The 15454-nt window shown below is 71.2% G+C and carries 13 protein-coding genes; 6 read left to right on the top strand and 7 right to left on the bottom strand.

The window, feature by feature from the left end; genetic code table 11:
• The first annotated feature begins 46 nt into the window (after positions 1-46).
• Positions 47-613, top strand: coding sequence for a hypothetical protein (locus ACFY8O_RS08090; RefSeq protein ID WP_387899995.1), 567 nt, complete (start codon positions 47-49; stop codon positions 611-613).
• An 81-nt stretch (positions 614-694) separates the two neighbouring features.
• Here the strand turns inward: ACFY8O_RS08090 and ACFY8O_RS08095 are convergent, their stop codons facing one another.
• Entirely contained in the window at positions 695-1078 is a 384-nt protein-coding gene (locus ACFY8O_RS08095; RefSeq protein ID WP_145801434.1) for a winged helix-turn-helix transcriptional regulator, read from the bottom strand.
• 128 nt (positions 1079-1206) lie between these two features.
• On the opposite strand from ACFY8O_RS08095, the gene ACFY8O_RS08100 reads away from it, so the two are divergent.
• Positions 1207-1614, top strand: coding sequence for a RidA family protein (locus ACFY8O_RS08100; RefSeq protein ID WP_387899996.1), 408 nt, complete (start codon positions 1207-1209; stop codon positions 1612-1614).
• Between the two features lie 51 nt (positions 1615-1665).
• On the opposite strand, the gene ACFY8O_RS08105 is transcribed toward ACFY8O_RS08100, so the two are convergent.
• A complete protein-coding gene (locus ACFY8O_RS08105; RefSeq protein WP_387899998.1) occupies positions 1666-2034 on the bottom strand; it encodes a hypothetical protein in 369 nt (122 codons plus the stop codon).
• A gap of 160 nt (positions 2035-2194) precedes the next feature.
• A complete protein-coding gene (locus tag ACFY8O_RS08110) occupies positions 2195-2809 on the bottom strand; it encodes an ATP-binding protein (protein WP_387899999.1) in 615 nt (204 codons plus the stop codon).
• 559 nt (positions 2810-3368) lie between these two features.
• On the opposite strand from ACFY8O_RS08110, the gene recD2 reads away from it, so the two are divergent.
• Positions 3369-5630, top strand: coding sequence for an SF1B family DNA helicase RecD2 (gene recD2 / locus ACFY8O_RS08115; protein WP_145801438.1), 2262 nt, complete (start codon positions 3369-3371; stop codon positions 5628-5630).
• 168 nt (positions 5631-5798) lie between these two features.
• Entirely contained in the window at positions 5799-7097 is a 1299-nt protein-coding gene (locus ACFY8O_RS08120; RefSeq protein ID WP_145801439.1) for a citrate synthase, read from the top strand.
• Between the two features lie 667 nt (positions 7098-7764).
• Here the strand turns inward: ACFY8O_RS08120 and ACFY8O_RS08125 are convergent.
• The 3 genes from ACFY8O_RS08125 to ACFY8O_RS08135 all read right to left on the bottom strand — a co-directional run bounded on the left by ACFY8O_RS08125 (position 7765) and on the right by ACFY8O_RS08135 (position 11696).
• Complete coding sequence (locus ACFY8O_RS08125) at positions 7765-10257, bottom strand: heavy metal translocating P-type ATPase (RefSeq protein WP_387900002.1); 2493 nt, start codon at positions 10255-10257, stop codon at positions 7765-7767.
• A 231-nt stretch (positions 10258-10488) separates the two neighbouring features.
• Positions 10489-10794, bottom strand: a complete 306-nt coding sequence (locus ACFY8O_RS08130) for a heavy-metal-associated domain-containing protein (protein ID WP_387900004.1) — start codon at positions 10792-10794, stop codon at positions 10489-10491.
• Positions 10795-10895: 101 nt separating this feature from the next.
• Entirely contained in the window at positions 10896-11696 is an 801-nt protein-coding gene (locus ACFY8O_RS08135; protein ID WP_387901049.1) for a TetR/AcrR family transcriptional regulator, read from the bottom strand.
• 152 nt (positions 11697-11848) lie between these two features.
• Between ACFY8O_RS08135 and ACFY8O_RS08140 the strand changes: the two genes are divergently transcribed.
• Together ACFY8O_RS08140 and ACFY8O_RS08145 are read left to right on the top strand one after the other, a co-directional pair.
• Positions 11849-14086, top strand: a complete 2238-nt coding sequence (locus ACFY8O_RS08140) for an MMPL family transporter (RefSeq protein WP_387900005.1) — start codon at positions 11849-11851, stop codon at positions 14084-14086.
• 55 nt (positions 14087-14141) lie between these two features.
• The gene (locus ACFY8O_RS08145) at positions 14142-15197 is read left to right on the top strand and encodes a zinc-dependent alcohol dehydrogenase family protein (protein WP_387900007.1); all 1056 of its coding nucleotides are present in this window, start codon (positions 14142-14144) and stop codon (positions 15195-15197) included.
• A 29-nt stretch (positions 15198-15226) separates the two neighbouring features.
• On the opposite strand, the gene ACFY8O_RS08150 is transcribed toward ACFY8O_RS08145, so the two are convergent.
• Positions 15227-15418: a helix-turn-helix transcriptional regulator gene (locus tag ACFY8O_RS08150; protein ID WP_145801446.1), complete on the bottom strand. Its 192-nt coding sequence runs from the start codon at positions 15416-15418 to the stop codon at positions 15227-15229.
• Between the last annotated feature and the right edge of the window lie 36 nt (positions 15419-15454).

The raw sequence follows: 15454 nt of genomic DNA on the forward strand, positions 1-15454 counted from the left end.
CGCGTCCGCTTGGAACGCCGGCCCGCCGTCCGGCAGGATCTCCGGGATGCGGACCGAACCCCCGACGACCTACAGGCGCATCGGTGCGCTCCTCCGGGACACCGGCATGGTGTCCGACGAGACGGTGCGCAGCACCCTCGAAGCCGCTGCCGCCTACGCGGACGACGAACTGGGCGCGTACGCGGCTGCCCAGGCCCTGGAGAGCTTCGGCGTGGCGGTCTCGGTCCACGCCGACGACATCGACTCCGTCCACGACGGCTACGCGGGCCTGCTGGCGGACGCGGCCGAGACCGCCGGAGGCCGAGTCACCATCAGCGACGTCCGGGTGGTCGCGGGCGAGGGCGGCTTCGAGGGCGGTCGCCTCGACGTCATCGAGTTCCTGAGGGACGGCAGGCCGGTGTCCGTTCCTGCCGAGCACTTCGCCGAGGACTACTACGACCACGCGGCGGCCTGCCGGGCGATCGCCGAGACCGCCCACCGCGACGACCCGCGCGTGTGGCGCAACGCCGGCTTCGCGCGGGAACGGGGCGTCGGCTACGACAGCATCATGGTTCTCGCCACCCCCGAGCAGAGAGAAGCGCTCCACAGGCACCTGGGCCTGACCTTCTCCTGAGCGACGCGTGACGAGGCGCCGTGGCGGGCAGCGTCCCCAGGGCCGTCGGCGCCTGCCCGCCAACGGGGTCGTCTGCCGTCGTCAGCCGGCGTCGAAACCGCTTCGGGCCGCCTCGATGTGGCCGAGGTTCCGGTGGGTCCACTCGCACATCACGTCCACGGTCTTCCGCAGCCCCTGGCCCGGCTCCGTGAGGGTGTACTCGACCTTCGGCGGGACCGTCGGATACACGGTCCGCTCGACGAGGCCGTTGCGCTCCAGCATGCGGAGGTTCTGCGTGAGCATCTTGTGGCTGATCCCCTCGACCGCGCTCCGCACCTCGCTGAAGCGAAGGGTGCGGTCACCCAGCGCCTCGATGATCAGGAGCGCCCATTTGTTCGCCACGTCCGAGAAGATCTCGCGCGCGAGAGAATCCGCGCGGCGCAGGTCCGCCTGCTCCGCCTGCGTGCCGCTGAACTGCTTGGTCACCTTCAGGTTCCCCCGTCACCGAAAAGTGCGTTCTTCCATGTCAGCGCACACTCTCCTACGGTTTCCCAGTAACCACAAGAGAGCACGTAGCGGCCACTTCGGGGCCGCGCGGCAAGGAGGCGGACAGCATGACCATCACCCTGACGAATCCCGCGGGACTGCCGGAGACCGACATCTACCACCAGGTGTCGGTGGCGACCGGATCGAAGCTGGTCCACATCGCCGGACAGGTCGCCTGGGACGCCGACGGCAGCACGGTCGGCGAAGGCGACCTGGCCGCCCAGACCGAGCGGTGCTACCTGAACATCGGCACCGCCCTGGCGGGGGTCGGCGCCTCCTTCGACGACGTCGTGAAGCTGACCGTGTACGTCGTCGACTGGACGCCGGACCAGATGCCCTCCCTCCTCGCGGGCATCTCCGGCGCGAAGGCGAAACTGGGCACCGCCGCCGCTCCGCCGGCCAGCCTGCTGGGCGTCGCCGCGCTGGACGTGCCCGAGCACCTCATCGAGATCGAGGCCACGGCCGTGCTCGTGTAGGCGTCGCCCGCTCCTACGGCAGGCGGGGCGGGGTCCGGCGCGCCGGAGGCCTCAACCCGCCGGTTCCGCCGACGGCCACGGGGTCCAGGTGAGCGCGTCCCGCCAGCCCGGACGTCCGAAGGCCCAGTCGTTGACCACGGCCGCGACGGGCTCCACACAGAACGGACCGCGATCGGACGGCACATGGGCCTGGAAGTGCCGGTCCGGGCCGCCTTCGCGGTGTTCGACCTGGTAGCTCAGGTCGTCGTTGAGATGGACCTGCATGTAGTGCTGACCGGCGGGTTCGGCGTCCAGTCGTTCGACGATGACGAATCGCCAGGTCAGACTCATGTCGGCCAGCAGATCGTGCAGCTTTTCCTCGGACGGGTCGTCCCACCGCGTTCCGTCCCATTCGATCGCCCGCAGTCTCGGTGTGCCCATGGACGGGACTGTACCGGCCGCTCCCGCGGCGGCTTCTGTCCCGTACGACGGGCGCCGCGCCGGGAGGAGTCCCGTGTGCCCCGGCGCTCACCTGCCGCGGACGGACCGCCCGGCGGACGGTCACGCGCGGGGGACCTCGACGCTCAGATGCGGCGGACGGTCACGCGCGGGTCACCTCGACGCTCAGGTGCGGCCATGCCGTGGCCAGGAGGGCGATCTCACCCGGCAGCGGGTCGGCCGGCCGCAGGTGCGCGGAGGGGCGGAATCGGACGGCCGTCCCCGTCGTGCCGTCGTCCGCGAGGCGCTCCAGGTCCGAGACGGGCACGCCGTGTTCGTATCGCTGGGTCCAGGACCCGTTGCCGCGGCGGTTGGTGTGGGAGAGCCGCTCACTCAGGGCGGCTACGACCGACATCCCCCGGCGCGGGTGGCCGTCGGGCAGCGTCACGGCCTCGGGGAGGTCGAAGAACCGCAGGTCCTTCGTCGCCATCACCGGCTTCCTGACGACCTGCCCGTGCTCGTCGAAGCGGGTGTCGGTGCCCCGCCCGTCATCCGTCACGGACACGGAACCGTCAGGACGGAGCACGACATCGCACCGTCCTCCACCGCCGCACTCCGCCTCGTCGGCCGCGTAGGCGGCCACCTCCAGGACGAGGTGCCACACACCACCGGGGGCGAACGTCTCCGGATCCCGGCGGATGCCCGCCAGGTGCCCGAGGTCCACGGAACCGGCCCAGTCGTGTGTCGTGTTGCGCCAGGAGGCCCTTGACGTCTCCACCGGAGAATCTCCACCCAGTCGGGGTGATCACCTTCCCGGCGACCACATCGGGACCACGGAACGCGTCTCCGGCACCTGGTCACCGAGGAGGTCCCCGGGCGCCCCGAGGCGGGTTCCGCGTGCCCGAATGTAGTCCTCCACCCGTCGTACGGCCAGGTCGGAGCCGGTGGGCGCCGGGCGTGGGCGGGCAGGCACCGGCCTCGGCGGGCGTCGGCCTTCCCGGCCCCTGCGCGAAGGCCCGCCCGGCGCTCCACACGGCCCCGGAAGACCGGCACGGGCGCGTCGGCGACTCCCCCGAGGGCCCGTTTTCCGCGGATCCTCGCCCGGGACCGGCAGGCCCCCTCGCGGGGCCGGGCTCCGTGCACCCGCCCGGAGAACCCGAGTCGCCGTCCCGCGGGCGCGTAGGCAGCCCCCATGTGCCGCCCGGGGGACAGCACATGGGCGTGCGGAGGGTCCGCCGGGTGGGCCTGGCCCCTCAGCGCCGGTGTCGTCCCGGTCCGGCACCGGAGATCCCAGGTGCGCGGGACGCGCTGTCAGACTCTCCCGATACCGTCGGTCCATGTCCAACACGGCCGTGCTCGAAGGCGTCCTGGAGCGCATCACCTACGCCAACGAGGAGAACGGGTACACCGTCGCCCGCGTCGACACCGGGAGAGGGGCGGGGGACCTGCTCACCGTCGTCGGCTCGCTCCTCGGTGCCCAGCCGGGTGAGTCCCTGCGGATGGAGGGGCGTTGGGCCTCGCACCCGCAGTTCGGCAAGCAGTTCCAGGTGGACAACTACACGACGGTCCTCCCCGCCACCATCCAGGGCATCCGCAGGTACCTCGGCTCCGGCCTGATCAAGGGCATCGGCCCCGTCATGGCCGACCGGATCACCACCCACTTCGGCGTCGACACCCTGGACATCATCGAGCAGCAGCCGAAGCGGCTGGTCGAGGTCCCGGGGCTCGGCCCGAAGCGGACGAAGATGATCGCGGCGGCCTGGGAGGAGCAGAAGGCGATCAAGGAGGTCATGGTCTTCCTCCAGACCGTGGGCGTCTCCACCTCCATCGCGGTCCGCATCTACAAGAAGTACGGGGACGCGTCGATCTCTGTCGTGAAGAACCAGCCCTACCGGCTGGCCGCCGACGTCTGGGGCATCGGCTTCCTGACCGCCGACCGCATCGCCCAGGCCGTCGGCATCCCGCACGACAGCCCGGAGCGGGTCAAGGCGGGGCTCCAGTACGCGCTGTCGCAGTCCACCGACCAGGGGCACTGCTTCCTCCCCGAGGAGCGGCTGATCGCCGACGGGGTCAAGCTGCTCCAGGTCGACACCGGGCTGGTCATCGACTGCCTCGCCGAGCTCGCGGAGGACCCTGAGGGCGTCGTACGGGAGAAGGTGCCGGGTCCGGAGGACGGCCAGCCGGTCACCGCCGTGTATCTGGTCCCCTTCCACCGCGCCGAGATCTCCCTGGCGGCCCAGGTGCAGCGTCTGCTGCGCACCCCGGAGGACCGGATGCCGGCCTTCCAGGACGTCGACTGGGACAAGGCGCTGGCCTGGCTCGCCCGGCGTACGGGCGCCACGCTCGCCCCCGAGCAGGAGGCGGCCGTCCGGCTCGCGCTCACCCGGAAGGTGGCCGTGCTGACGGGCGGGCCGGGCTGTGGGAAGTCGTTCACCGTCCGGTCCGTGGTCGAGCTGGCCCGGGCCCGCAACGCCAAGGTGGTGCTCGCCGCGCCCACCGGGCGGGCCGCCAAGCGGCTCTCGGAGCTGACGGGAGCCGAGGCGTCCACCGTGCACCGGCTCCTGGAGCTGAAACCGGGCGGAGACGCGGCGTACGACCGTGACCGCCCGCTGGACGCCGATCTGGTCGTGGTCGACGAGGCGTCGATGCTCGATCTGCTGCTCGCCAACAAGCTCGTCAAGGCGGTGGCACCCGGTGCCCATCTCCTGCTCGTCGGCGATGTGGACCAGCTGCCCTCGGTCGGCGCGGGGGAGGTGCTGAGGGATCTGCTCGCCGAGGGCGGCCCCGTTCCCGCGGTCCGGCTGACCACGATCTTCCGTCAGGCCCAGAAGTCCGGCGTCGTCACCAACGCCCACCGGATCAACTCCGGGGTGCCCCCGCTGACCCAGGGGCTGGACGACTTCTTCCTGTTCGTCGAGGACGAGACCGAGGACGCCGGGGTGCTCGCCGTGGACGTCGCGGCCCGCCGCATCCCCGCCAAGTTCGGCCTGAACCCCCGCCGTGACGTGCAGGTCCTCGCCCCGATGCACCGGGGCCCGGCAGGCGCGGGTCATCTCAACGGCCTGCTCCAGCAGGCCATCACCCCGGGCCGCCCCGGCCTGCCCGAGAAGCGCTTCGGCGGGCGGGTCTTCCGGGTCGGCGACAAGGTCACCCAGATCCGCAACAACTACGAGAAGGGGGAGAACGGCGTCTTCAACGGCACGGTCGGCGTCGTCACGGCCCTCGACGCGGACGAGCAGAAGCTGACGGTCCTCACGGACGAGGACGAGGAGATCGTCTACGACTTCGACGAGCTGGACGAGCTGGCCCACGCCTACGCCATGACCATCCACCGCTCCCAGGGCAGCGAGTATCCGGCGGTGGTCGTCCCCGTCACGACCAGCGCCTGGATGATGCTGCAACGCAACCTTCTCTACACCGCGGTGACCCGGGCCAAGAAGCTCGTCGTACTGGTCGGTTCACGCAAGGCCATCGGCCAGGCAGTCCGCACCGTTTCCGCAGGCAGACGCTGTACGGCGCTGGATTTCCGGTTGCGGGGCGGGACGGGCGGAGACTCCTCCGAAAAAATGATCGATCAAAACGGTGGGAAACATCACTGAGCCCTTCCGGAACCGGATCTCAGGGGGCAGGATGAGAAAGTTGACGGCACTCAGTGCCGCCAGTAGGTCCAATGGACGACCCCGAGTGCACTCTCCTGAGCCAAATGGGGGAGGGTGGAGACAGTCAGGGCACCTCGAAGAAGAGGCACTACGTCGGTGAGGGATGACGTGAGCGAGCACACCAACAACGCTGTAGTACTGCGGTACGGCGATGACGAGTACACCTACCCGGTGATCGACAGCACCGTCGGCGACAAGGGCTTCGACATCGGGAAGCTCCGGGCCAATACGGGCCTGGTCACGCTGGACAGCGGATACGGCAACACGGCCGCGTACAAATCCGCCATCACCTACCTCGACGGCGAGCAGGGCATCCTGCGCTACCGCGGATACCCGATCGAGCAGCTCGCCGAGAGCTCGACGTTCCTCGAGGTCGCCTACACGCTGATCAACGGTGACCTTCCCAAGGTCGACGAGCTGTCGGCCTTCAAGAACGAGATCACCCAGCACACGCTGCTGCACGAGGACGTCAAGCGCTTCTTCGACGGCTTCCCGCGTGACGCCCACCCGATGGCCATGCTCTCCTCGGTCGTCAGCGCGCTGTCCACCTTCTACCAGGACAGCCACAACCCGTTCGACGAGGAGCAGCGTCACCTCTCGACGATCCGGTTGCTGGCCAAGCTCCCGACGATCGCGGCGTACGCGTACAAGAAGTCGATCGGTCACCCGTTCGTCTACCCGCGCAACGACCTCGGCTACGTCGAGAACTTCCTGCGCATGACCTTCTCCGTCCCGGCCCAGGAGTACGTGCCGGACCCGGTCGTCGTCTCGGCGCTGGAGAAGTTGCTCATCCTGCACGCGGACCACGAGCAGAACTGTTCCACCTCGACCGTGCGTCTGGTCGGCTCCTCGCAGGCCAACATGTTCGCCTCGATCTCCGCCGGCATCTCGGCCCTGTGGGGCCCGCTGCACGGTGGCGCCAACCAGTCGGTGCTGGAGATGCTCGAGGGCATCCAGGCCAACGGTGGCGATGTCGACTCCTTCATCCAGAAGGTGAAGAACAAGGAGGACGGCGTCCGCCTGATGGGCTTCGGCCACCGGGTGTACAAGTCCTTCGACCCGCGCGCCAAGATCATCAAGGCCGCCGCCCACGACGTCCTGTCCTCGCTCGGCAAGTCCGACGAGCTGCTCGACATCGCGCTCAAGCTGGAGGAGCACGCGCTCTCCGACGAGTACTTCGTCTCGCGCAACCTCTACCCCAACGTGGACTTCTACACGGGCCTGATCTACCGCGCCATGGGCTTCCCGACCGAGATGTTCACCGTGCTGTTCGCGCTCGGCCGCCTCCCTGGCTGGATCGCCCAGTGGCACGAGATGATCAAGGAGCCGGGATCGCGCATCGGCCGCCCGCGCCAGATCTACACCGGCGAGGTCCTGCGCGACTTCGTCCCGGCCGAAGGCCGCTGAGCCTTTCGGACGCTGCTCCACCCCGGCGGCTCGCTGCCGGCATCCTTCGCCCCGCGTACCGCGCTCGCACACTCCAGAGCGCGGTGTCCGGGGCGATTCGGCGTTCGGGGGTGCTGTGTCCAGCGGCGGCGCTCTGCCGACAGGCTGTTCGGCGTGCGGGTGCGGTGCGTCTCCTGCGGGGCGCTCCGGCGTGCGCGGAACCGTACGCGGGCGGGGTGCTTCGAGCGCGCAGGCGCTCCACGCGGGCGAGGTGTGCTCCAGGGCCCGAGTCGCGGTGCGCCGACGGGGCGCTTCGGGGCCCAGGCGGGGCGTGAGCGAGAAGCGCCCCGCCGTCGATCCCCCCACGGGTCGACGGTCGGGGCGCTTCCCATATCCCGGAGCGGATTCCCCCCACGGGATCCGGCCGGGCGTCTGAAGGGAGCCTGAACTCCCGTTGTTTTTCGGTCGTGCCTATTCAGTTCGGTCCTGCTGTGCGACTGCCGGGGTACGTACGGGAGGGCCGCTCAAAGCTCCCCGGTGCACGTGCCCCGGCCACGCTTGCCCGGAGCGTCCCCCAAGACACTCCGTCGGACGTCCCCCAAGACATCCTTGGCATCGCACTCTTAGACTCACCAACCCATCAGATGGTTACCCTCAAATCGGTGTGATCTAAGTCTCTTTGTAGAAATTATGTGAAGGAGCGCAACCTCAGGCTGTTGCTCACCACGAAGACCGACGAAAACGCCATCGCCGCACCTGCGATCATGGGGCTGAGCAGCCCGAACGCAGCCAAAGGCAGTGCGGCCACGTTGTAGCCGAAGGCCCAGAAGAGGTTGCTTCTGATGGTCGACAGCGTACGCCTAGACAGGCGGATGGCGTCAGCGGCCACCTTGAGATCTCCACGAACAAGCGTGAGATCGCCCGCCTCGATCGCCGCGTCCGCCCCGGTGCCCATCGACAGGCCCAGATCGGCCACCGCGAGAGCAGCCGCGTCGTTGACCCCGTCACCGGCCATGGCGACGGATCTGCCCTCGGCCTGGAGGCGCCGGATGACCTCCACCTTCTCCTGCGGCAGGACCTCCGCGTGGACCTCCTCGATCCCGACCGCACGGGCCACGGCCTCCGCCACGGCCCGGTTGTCGCCGGTCAGCAGAATCGGCCTGAGGCCGAGCGCGCGCAGCTCCGCCACGGCCTCCGCGCTGCTCTCCTTCACCGTGTCGCTCACTTCGAGGACACCCCGGGCGGCGCCGTCCCAGGCGACGGCGACCGCCGTACGGCCCTGAGCCGCGGCCTCCGCCAGTGCGGCGGCCAGGGGTTCAGGAAGGGAGATCCCGGCATCGGCGAGGAGCCGCGCCCTGCCCGCCAGCACGCGATGCCCTTCGACCGTGCCGCGCACGCCCAGGCCGGGAACGTCCGCGAAGTCCACCGGGTCGGGCAGCGTGCCACCGGTGCGGTGCGCCGCTCCGGTGGCGACCGCCCGCGCCACGGGGTGGTCCGAGGCGTCCTCCAGTGCTCCGGCGAGCCGGAGCACGTCGGCCTCGGCCGTTCCGGGCGCGGTGTGGACCCGGCCGAGACTCATCCGGCCCGTGGTGACCGTGCCCGTCTTGTCGAGGACGATCGTGTCGATCCTGCGCGCGGTCTCCAGAACCTCGGGGCCTCTGATGAGGATGCCCAGCTGGGCTCCCCTGCCGGTGCCCGCCATGAGGGCTGTGGGCGTCGCGAGGCCCAGGGCGCACGGGCAGGCGATGATCAGGACGGCCACGGCTGCGGTGAACGAGCCCGTGACGTCGTCGGTGGCCAGCAGCTGGGCGACGAGCGTCCCCAGAGCGATCAGCAGGACCACGGGAACGAAGACCGCGGAGATCCGGTCCGCGAGGCGTTGCGCGGCTGCCTTGCCGTTCTGGGCGTCCTCGACGAGCCGGGACATCCGGGCGAGCTGGGTGTCGGAGCCGACGCGGGTCGCCTCGACGACCAGACGGCCGGAGACGTTGAGGGTGGCGCCGGTGACCGCGTCCCCCGGCGCCGCGTCCACCGGGAGGGACTCGCCGGTGAGCATCGAGGTGTCGACGGCCGATGAGCCCTCGACGACGGTGCCGTCGGTGGCGATCTTCTCGCCGGGCCGGACGACGAAGCGGTCACCGACGAGGAGACGGCCGACGGGGACGCGTACCTCGGTGGTTCCCTGTCCGGTCCCGCCCCCGGCCACCGCGGCCGGGCGGAGGACGGCGACGTCCTTCGCGCCCAGACGCAGCAGCGCGCGCAGGGCGGCTCCGGCCTTCCGCTTGGACCGCGCCTCCAGGTAGCGGCCCAGCAGGATGAAGCCGACGACCCCCGCCGCGACCTCCAGGTAGATGGTGGAGGCGGGGTCGGACCGGGAGGCGGAGAGGTCGAAGCCGTGCCGCATCCCCGGCATGCCCGCGTCCCCCAGGAACAGGGCCCACAGCGACCAGCAGAAGGCCGCCAGCGTGCCGATGGACACCAGGGTGTCCATCGTCGCCGCGCCGTGCCGCAGGTTCGTCCAGGCGGCACGGTGGAAGGGCAGGCCGCCCCACACGACGACGGGGGCCGCGAGGGTGAGGGAGAGCCACTGCCAGTTGTCGAACTGGAGGGCGGGGACCATGGCCATCAGGACGACGGGCACGGCGAGGGCCGCCGACACCAGGAGGCGCCGGCGGAGGGCGGCGACACCCGCCTCCGCGTCGACGTCGCGGTCCGCATCCAGGTCCACGTCGGTGGTCGTACCTGTGGGGGCGCCCGCGCCGTCGTGGGCGGGGGGCTCGGTGCGGCGATCCGCGTCTGCGCCGATGCCGGTGTCCGCGGGGGTGCCGCGCCCGGTGTCCGCGTGCGGGCCCGCTCCGTCGGGCCGGCCTGCCGTGGCCGGTCGCGATCCAGCGGTTCCCGGAAGGGCCGTGGGTTTCGGCGCGGCGGTGGCGCGTACGACCGGCCGTGCCGTGTAGCCGGTCTTCTCGACCGTGGCGACGAGGTCGTCCAGCTCGGTCCCGGGCCCGAAGAGGACGCGGGCCTTCTCCGTCGCGTAATTGACGGTCGCGACGACTCCGTCCATGCGGTTGAGCTTCTTCTCGACGCGGGCCGCGCACGAGGCGCAGGTCATCCCGCCGATCGAGAGTTCGGCCTCGGACGTCTCAGCGGCCGGGGCCTCGGCTGCCGTGGTGCTGGCCATGTGTGCGGGCTCCTGGGTCGAGCAGTCGGGCCGTTTCCCCACCAGTATCTGCTCCTCCGGTGACGGAACGGCCCGATGGAGGTGCGGGGCGGCGCCGACGGTGGCACGCGTGGCCCGCCCGGACGCGCCGGGCGGGCCGCGCCGCCCGGGGACGCCGGGTGGCGCGGCCTTCGGCGGTCCGGTGACGCGGGCCGGGCGCGCAGGTGGCCGGAGCGCGCGGGTGGGGCGGATTCAGGCGCGGCCCACGAGCTCGTAGCCCGCCTCGTCGACGGCGTCGCGCACGGCGTCCTCGGCCAGCGGGGCGGAGGAGACGACCGTCACCCGGCCGGTGGCCGCCTCCGCCTTCACGGAGGTGACGCCCGCGAGGCCGGAGATCTCCTCGGAGACGGCGCCCTCGCAGTGGCCGCAGGTCATGCCCTTCACCTCGTACACCTCGGTGACGGTGCCCACCTGTACGCCGGCCGGACCCTCGTCGTGGGCGCCGCCGGACGAGCAGCAGGATCCAGCGGTACGGGGAGTGTCGGTTTCTGCCGTCATGTCGTTCTCCTCTACGCAGGCACACAGGAGTGTGGGCGGATGTGGCACGGGAAGGGCGCCGGGAAGCCCGGTGCTCCCGCCCCGTACCGTCCACTATACCCCTAGGGGGTATCTTTGGCGGCCTGTGCTCCCGTGTCGGGCCTGTCACAGGCCAGAGGTTCGAGGTAGCGGTACATCACGGCCTTCAGCTCGGTGACGTACGCGTCCCGCTCCGCCCCCTCGTGGGACATCACCAGGTCGAGTCCGGCCTGGAAGAGGACGAAGGACATCGCGGCGATGCGCGCGATCCGGTCCGCCGGGACCTCCGGCAGGTAGGCGGCCAGGAGCTGTTCGGTCCGGCTGAGCATCGTGGCGTGCAGGGCGTCGTGCTCCCGGCTGATCACGCCGGGGATCCCGGAGCCGTGGGTGAGGACGGCGAAAGCCGGGTTCTCGCAGTTGAAGGCGATCAGCGGGTCGAGGACGGCGTCCAGCAGCCGGTCGAGCGGCAGTTCCAGGTGGCTGACGACGAACGCGGCGCCGTAGGTCTCCCGCCAGCGGTGCATGAGCTGGTCGCCCAGCTCGACGGCGATCGCCTCCTTGTTGGGGAAGAACTGGTAGAGCGTGCCCGGCGAGACGCCCGCCTCGCGGGCGATGGCGTTGGTGCTGGCGCCGTTGTAGCCGCTCGCGCTGAAGACGTCCGCGGCGGCGTCGAGCAGCTGGGCGATACGGGCTTCGCCCCGCGCCTGACGGCGGCGCGGTCGGCCGGCTCCGGCGCCCGGGTCCCCGCCGGCGCCCTGGCCCGCCGTGGCGGCGGGGCTGGGTCCCTCGGGCGCGCCCGCCCCATCCGTCCGCTCGCCCGGGCTCTTCCGCTCCCCGCGGGCGGGCTCGGCGGCTTCTCCGGCTCTGGCCTCCGGCACGGTTATCCCCAGCTCTCACAGACGCGGTTGACATATACGAGCGGCTGCTCGCATTCTTGCAAAACACGAGCGAGGACTCGTGTTTGCCAGTGTACGTGGCAACGACCGACCCATGCTGCCTTGCGCTGCCCGGGTCCCGGTGAAGGGGACACCGCACCATGCCCGAAGCCAACAGCCCGGAGCGCCTCGGGAGCTGGACCCGTCTCGTCACCGCCCGGCCACGGCTCGCACTGCTGACAGCTCTGGTGATCACGGCATTCGCCGTGTTCGCGGGCAGCGGGGTGGCCGACCGGATGAGCAGCGGCGGCTGGGAGGCCCCCCACGCCGAGTCGACCTACACGACGCAGGTCCTGGAGAAGGAGTTCCCCGCCTCCCAGCCCAACCTGCTCCTGCTGATCGGCAGCCGCACCGCCTCCGTGGACGATCCGGCGGTGGCCGCCGAAGCCGCCCGGATCACCGAGCGGCTGTCGGCCGAGCCGGGAGTCGGGGGCGTCGGTTCGTACTGGCAGACGAAGTCCCCCGCCCTGCGCTCCGAGGACGGGGGCGAGGCGATAGTGGCCGCCCGGATAGCGGGAGACGAGAAGGCCGCAGGAGAGGTCCTCGACCGGATCGCTCCGGCCTACAGGGGCACACGCGGCCCGGTGGAGGTCTCCGTGGGCGGCCCCCTCGCCGTGCGGCACGAGATGCAGACCACCATCCAGGACGACCTCCTGCGCGCCGAGCTCATCGCGCTGCCGGTGACACTGGTGCTGCTGGTCGTGGTCTTCGGCAGCGCTGTGGCCGCCCTGTTGCCCCTCGGTGTCGGCATCGTCGCGATCCTCGGTACCAACGCGGTGCTGCGCGGCATCACGGAGTTCACCGACGTCTCGGTCTTCGCCCAGAACCTCACCACGGCCCTGGGGCTCGGACTCGCCATCGACTACGCCCTGTTCATCGTGCGCCGCTTCCGCGAAGAGCTGGCCGCCGGGGCGGACCCCCGGGCGGCGATCGGCATCACCCTGCGCACGGCGGGGCGCACCGTGCTCTTCTCCGCCCTGACGGTGGCGGTCTCGCTGGCCGCGATGATGGTCTTCCCGCAGTACTTCCTGCGCTCCTTCGCCTACGCAGGCATCGCCGTGGTGCTCCTGGCCGCCGCCGCTGCCCTGATCCTGCTGCCGGCCGCGCTGATGCTGCTCGGGCCACGCGTCAACTCCCTGGACCTGCGCCGGCTGCTGCACCGCCGTGGAAGGCTGCCGGGCGCCGCCGGGGACCCGGGCAGGCGGTGGGCCCGGTTCTCGGTGCTCGTGATGCGCCGGGCGCCGGTCTTCGCCCTCCTGACCACCGTCGCGCTGGTGCTGCTGGGGCTCCCCTTCCTGGGGGTGAAGTTCGGCACGGCGGACGACCGCCAGCTGCCTGCCACGGCCGAGTCCCGCATCGTTCAGGACCACATACGGGACGGTTTCCCCGGGAGCCCGGGCGGCGGACTCGAAGTGCTCGCCGAAGGAAAGGCGAGCCCCGCCCAGTACGCCGACTTCCGCGACAGGATCGCGGGGCTGCCCGGAGTGGAGCGGGTCGAGGGGCCCGTCCCGGGTGACGGGTTCGCGTACTACGACGTGCTGCCCGAGGGGGAGTCCGTCGGCCAGGGCGCGCAGGACCTGGTCCGCGATCTCCGGGCGGAGAGCGCCCCCTTCGACACCTCGGTGACCGGCGCGGCAGCCGTCCTGGTCGACTCCAAGGACGCCATAGCCGACCGGTTGCCCTGGGCGGTGGGGATCATCGTCGTCGTGACCCTGCTGCTGGTCTTCCTGCTGACCGGCAGCGTCCTGATACCGCTCCAGGCGGTCGTGCTCAACGCCCTCAGCCTGACCGCGATGTTCGGGGCGGTGGTGTGGGTCTTCCAGGACGGGAATCTGTCCGGGCTCCTCTCCTTCACCAGCACAGGTGACATAGAGACGACCCTGCCCGTGCTGATGTTCTGCGTCGCCTTCGGCCTCTCCATGGACTACGGCGTGTTCCTGATCTCCAGGATCAAGGAGGAGTACGACCGCACGGGCGACCACGAGCACTCCGTGACGTACGGGCTGCGCCGTACCGGTGGGCTGATCACCGCCGCCGCCGTCATCCTCGCCGTGGTGATGGTCGCCATCGGGACCTCCCGCGTGACCAACACCAAGATGCTCGGGCTCGGGATCGCGCTGGCCGTGCTGATGGACGCGATGGTGGTGCGCAGTCTGCTCGTGCCGGCCGTGATGAAGCTGATGGGCCGCGTCACCTGGTGGGCGCCCGCGCCCGTGCGCGCCTTCCACCGGCGGTTCGGCCTGAGCGAGGGGGAGCCCGCCCGGGCCGCTGACCGGATCGCCGATGAGGCGGACGGAGCGGGTGGCCGGGAGCGGGACAAGATCACGGCGGGAGCGTAGATTCGCCGCATCCAGGAGCTGGACGGCGTGAGCCGGGACACGGGAGGCGGGGCCCATGCGGGCAGTGGTGTTCGAGGAGTTCGGGCAGGAGGCACGCGTCCGGGAGCTTCCGGACCCGGAGCCCCCGGCCGGGGGAGTGGTGGTGCGGGTCGCGGCCACGGGGCTGTGCCGCAGCGACTGGCACGGCTGGGCGGGCCACGACCCGGACATCGTCCTGCCGCACGTGCCCGGGCACGAACTCGCCGGTGTGGTCCAGGAGGTGGGTGCCGGGGTGCGGAACTGGCGTCCGGGCGACCGCGTCACCGTGCCCTTCGTCTGTGCCTGCGGCCGGTGTGCCGCCTGCGCGGCCGGGGCCCAGCAGGTCTGTGAGCGGCAGACCCAGCCGGGGTTCACGCACTGGGGGTCCTTCGCCGAGTACGTCGCGCTGGAACAGGCCGACGTCAATCTCGTCGCAGTGCCCGAAGGGCTGTCGTTCGCCACCGCCGCGGGACTCGGGTGCCGGTTCGCCACCGCGTTCCGGGCCGTGGTCGGCCAGGGCAGGGTGGCGCCCGGGGAATGGGTCGCCGTGCACGGCTGCGGCGGGGTCGGTCTGTCGGCCGTGATGATCGCGGTGGCGTGCGGGGCCCGGGTCGTCGCGGTCGACGTCTCGCCGCACGCCCTGGAGCTGGCGCGGGCGTTCGGAGCCGCGGAGTGCGTGGACGCCTCCGCGCATCCGGCCGGCGCGGACGAGGCCGTGCGCGAACTGACCGGCGGCGGTGCCCATCTGTCCCTCGACGCCCTGGGCTCCCCGCTCACCTGCGCCGCGTCGGTGCGGAGCCTGCGCAGGCAGGGCCGCCATGTCCAGGTCGGCCTGCTCCCCTCGGCGGCCGGGGACCCGGTCGTGCCCATGTCCCGGGTGATCGGGCTGGAGCTGCGGATCCTGGGCAGTCACGGCATGGCCGCCCACGACTACCCGCCCATGATGGACATGGTCCTGGCCGGCACCCTGCGCCCCGATCTGCTGGTGACGTCCACCATCACCCTGGACGCCGCTCCGGCGGCGCTGGCCGCGATGGGTACGGCCCTCGGAGCCGGTGTGACCATCATCGACCCCACGGAGGAGGCCGGCTGAGCAGGGGCGGGCCGGGGCGCCGCCCTCTCTCACCGCTTCCGGTTGCTGGGCCGCGCCGCGATCCACGCCAGCACGGTGTCCACGTACCAGTAGGGCTTGCCGTGCCGGACCTCGTCAGGCGGTGGCAGCAGCCCGTGCTTGCGGTAGGACCGGACGGTGTCCGGCTGGACCTGGATGTGCGCGGCGATGTCCTTGTACGACCAGAGCGTTCCGTCCGCCATGACTGCCACCTTTCTCCCTGCGTGCACCCTCTGGGT

This window comes from Streptomyces argenteolus, assembly GCF_042902585.1.
GTDB classification, from domain to species: Bacteria; Actinomycetota; Actinomycetes; order Streptomycetales; family Streptomycetaceae; genus Streptomyces; species Streptomyces argenteolus.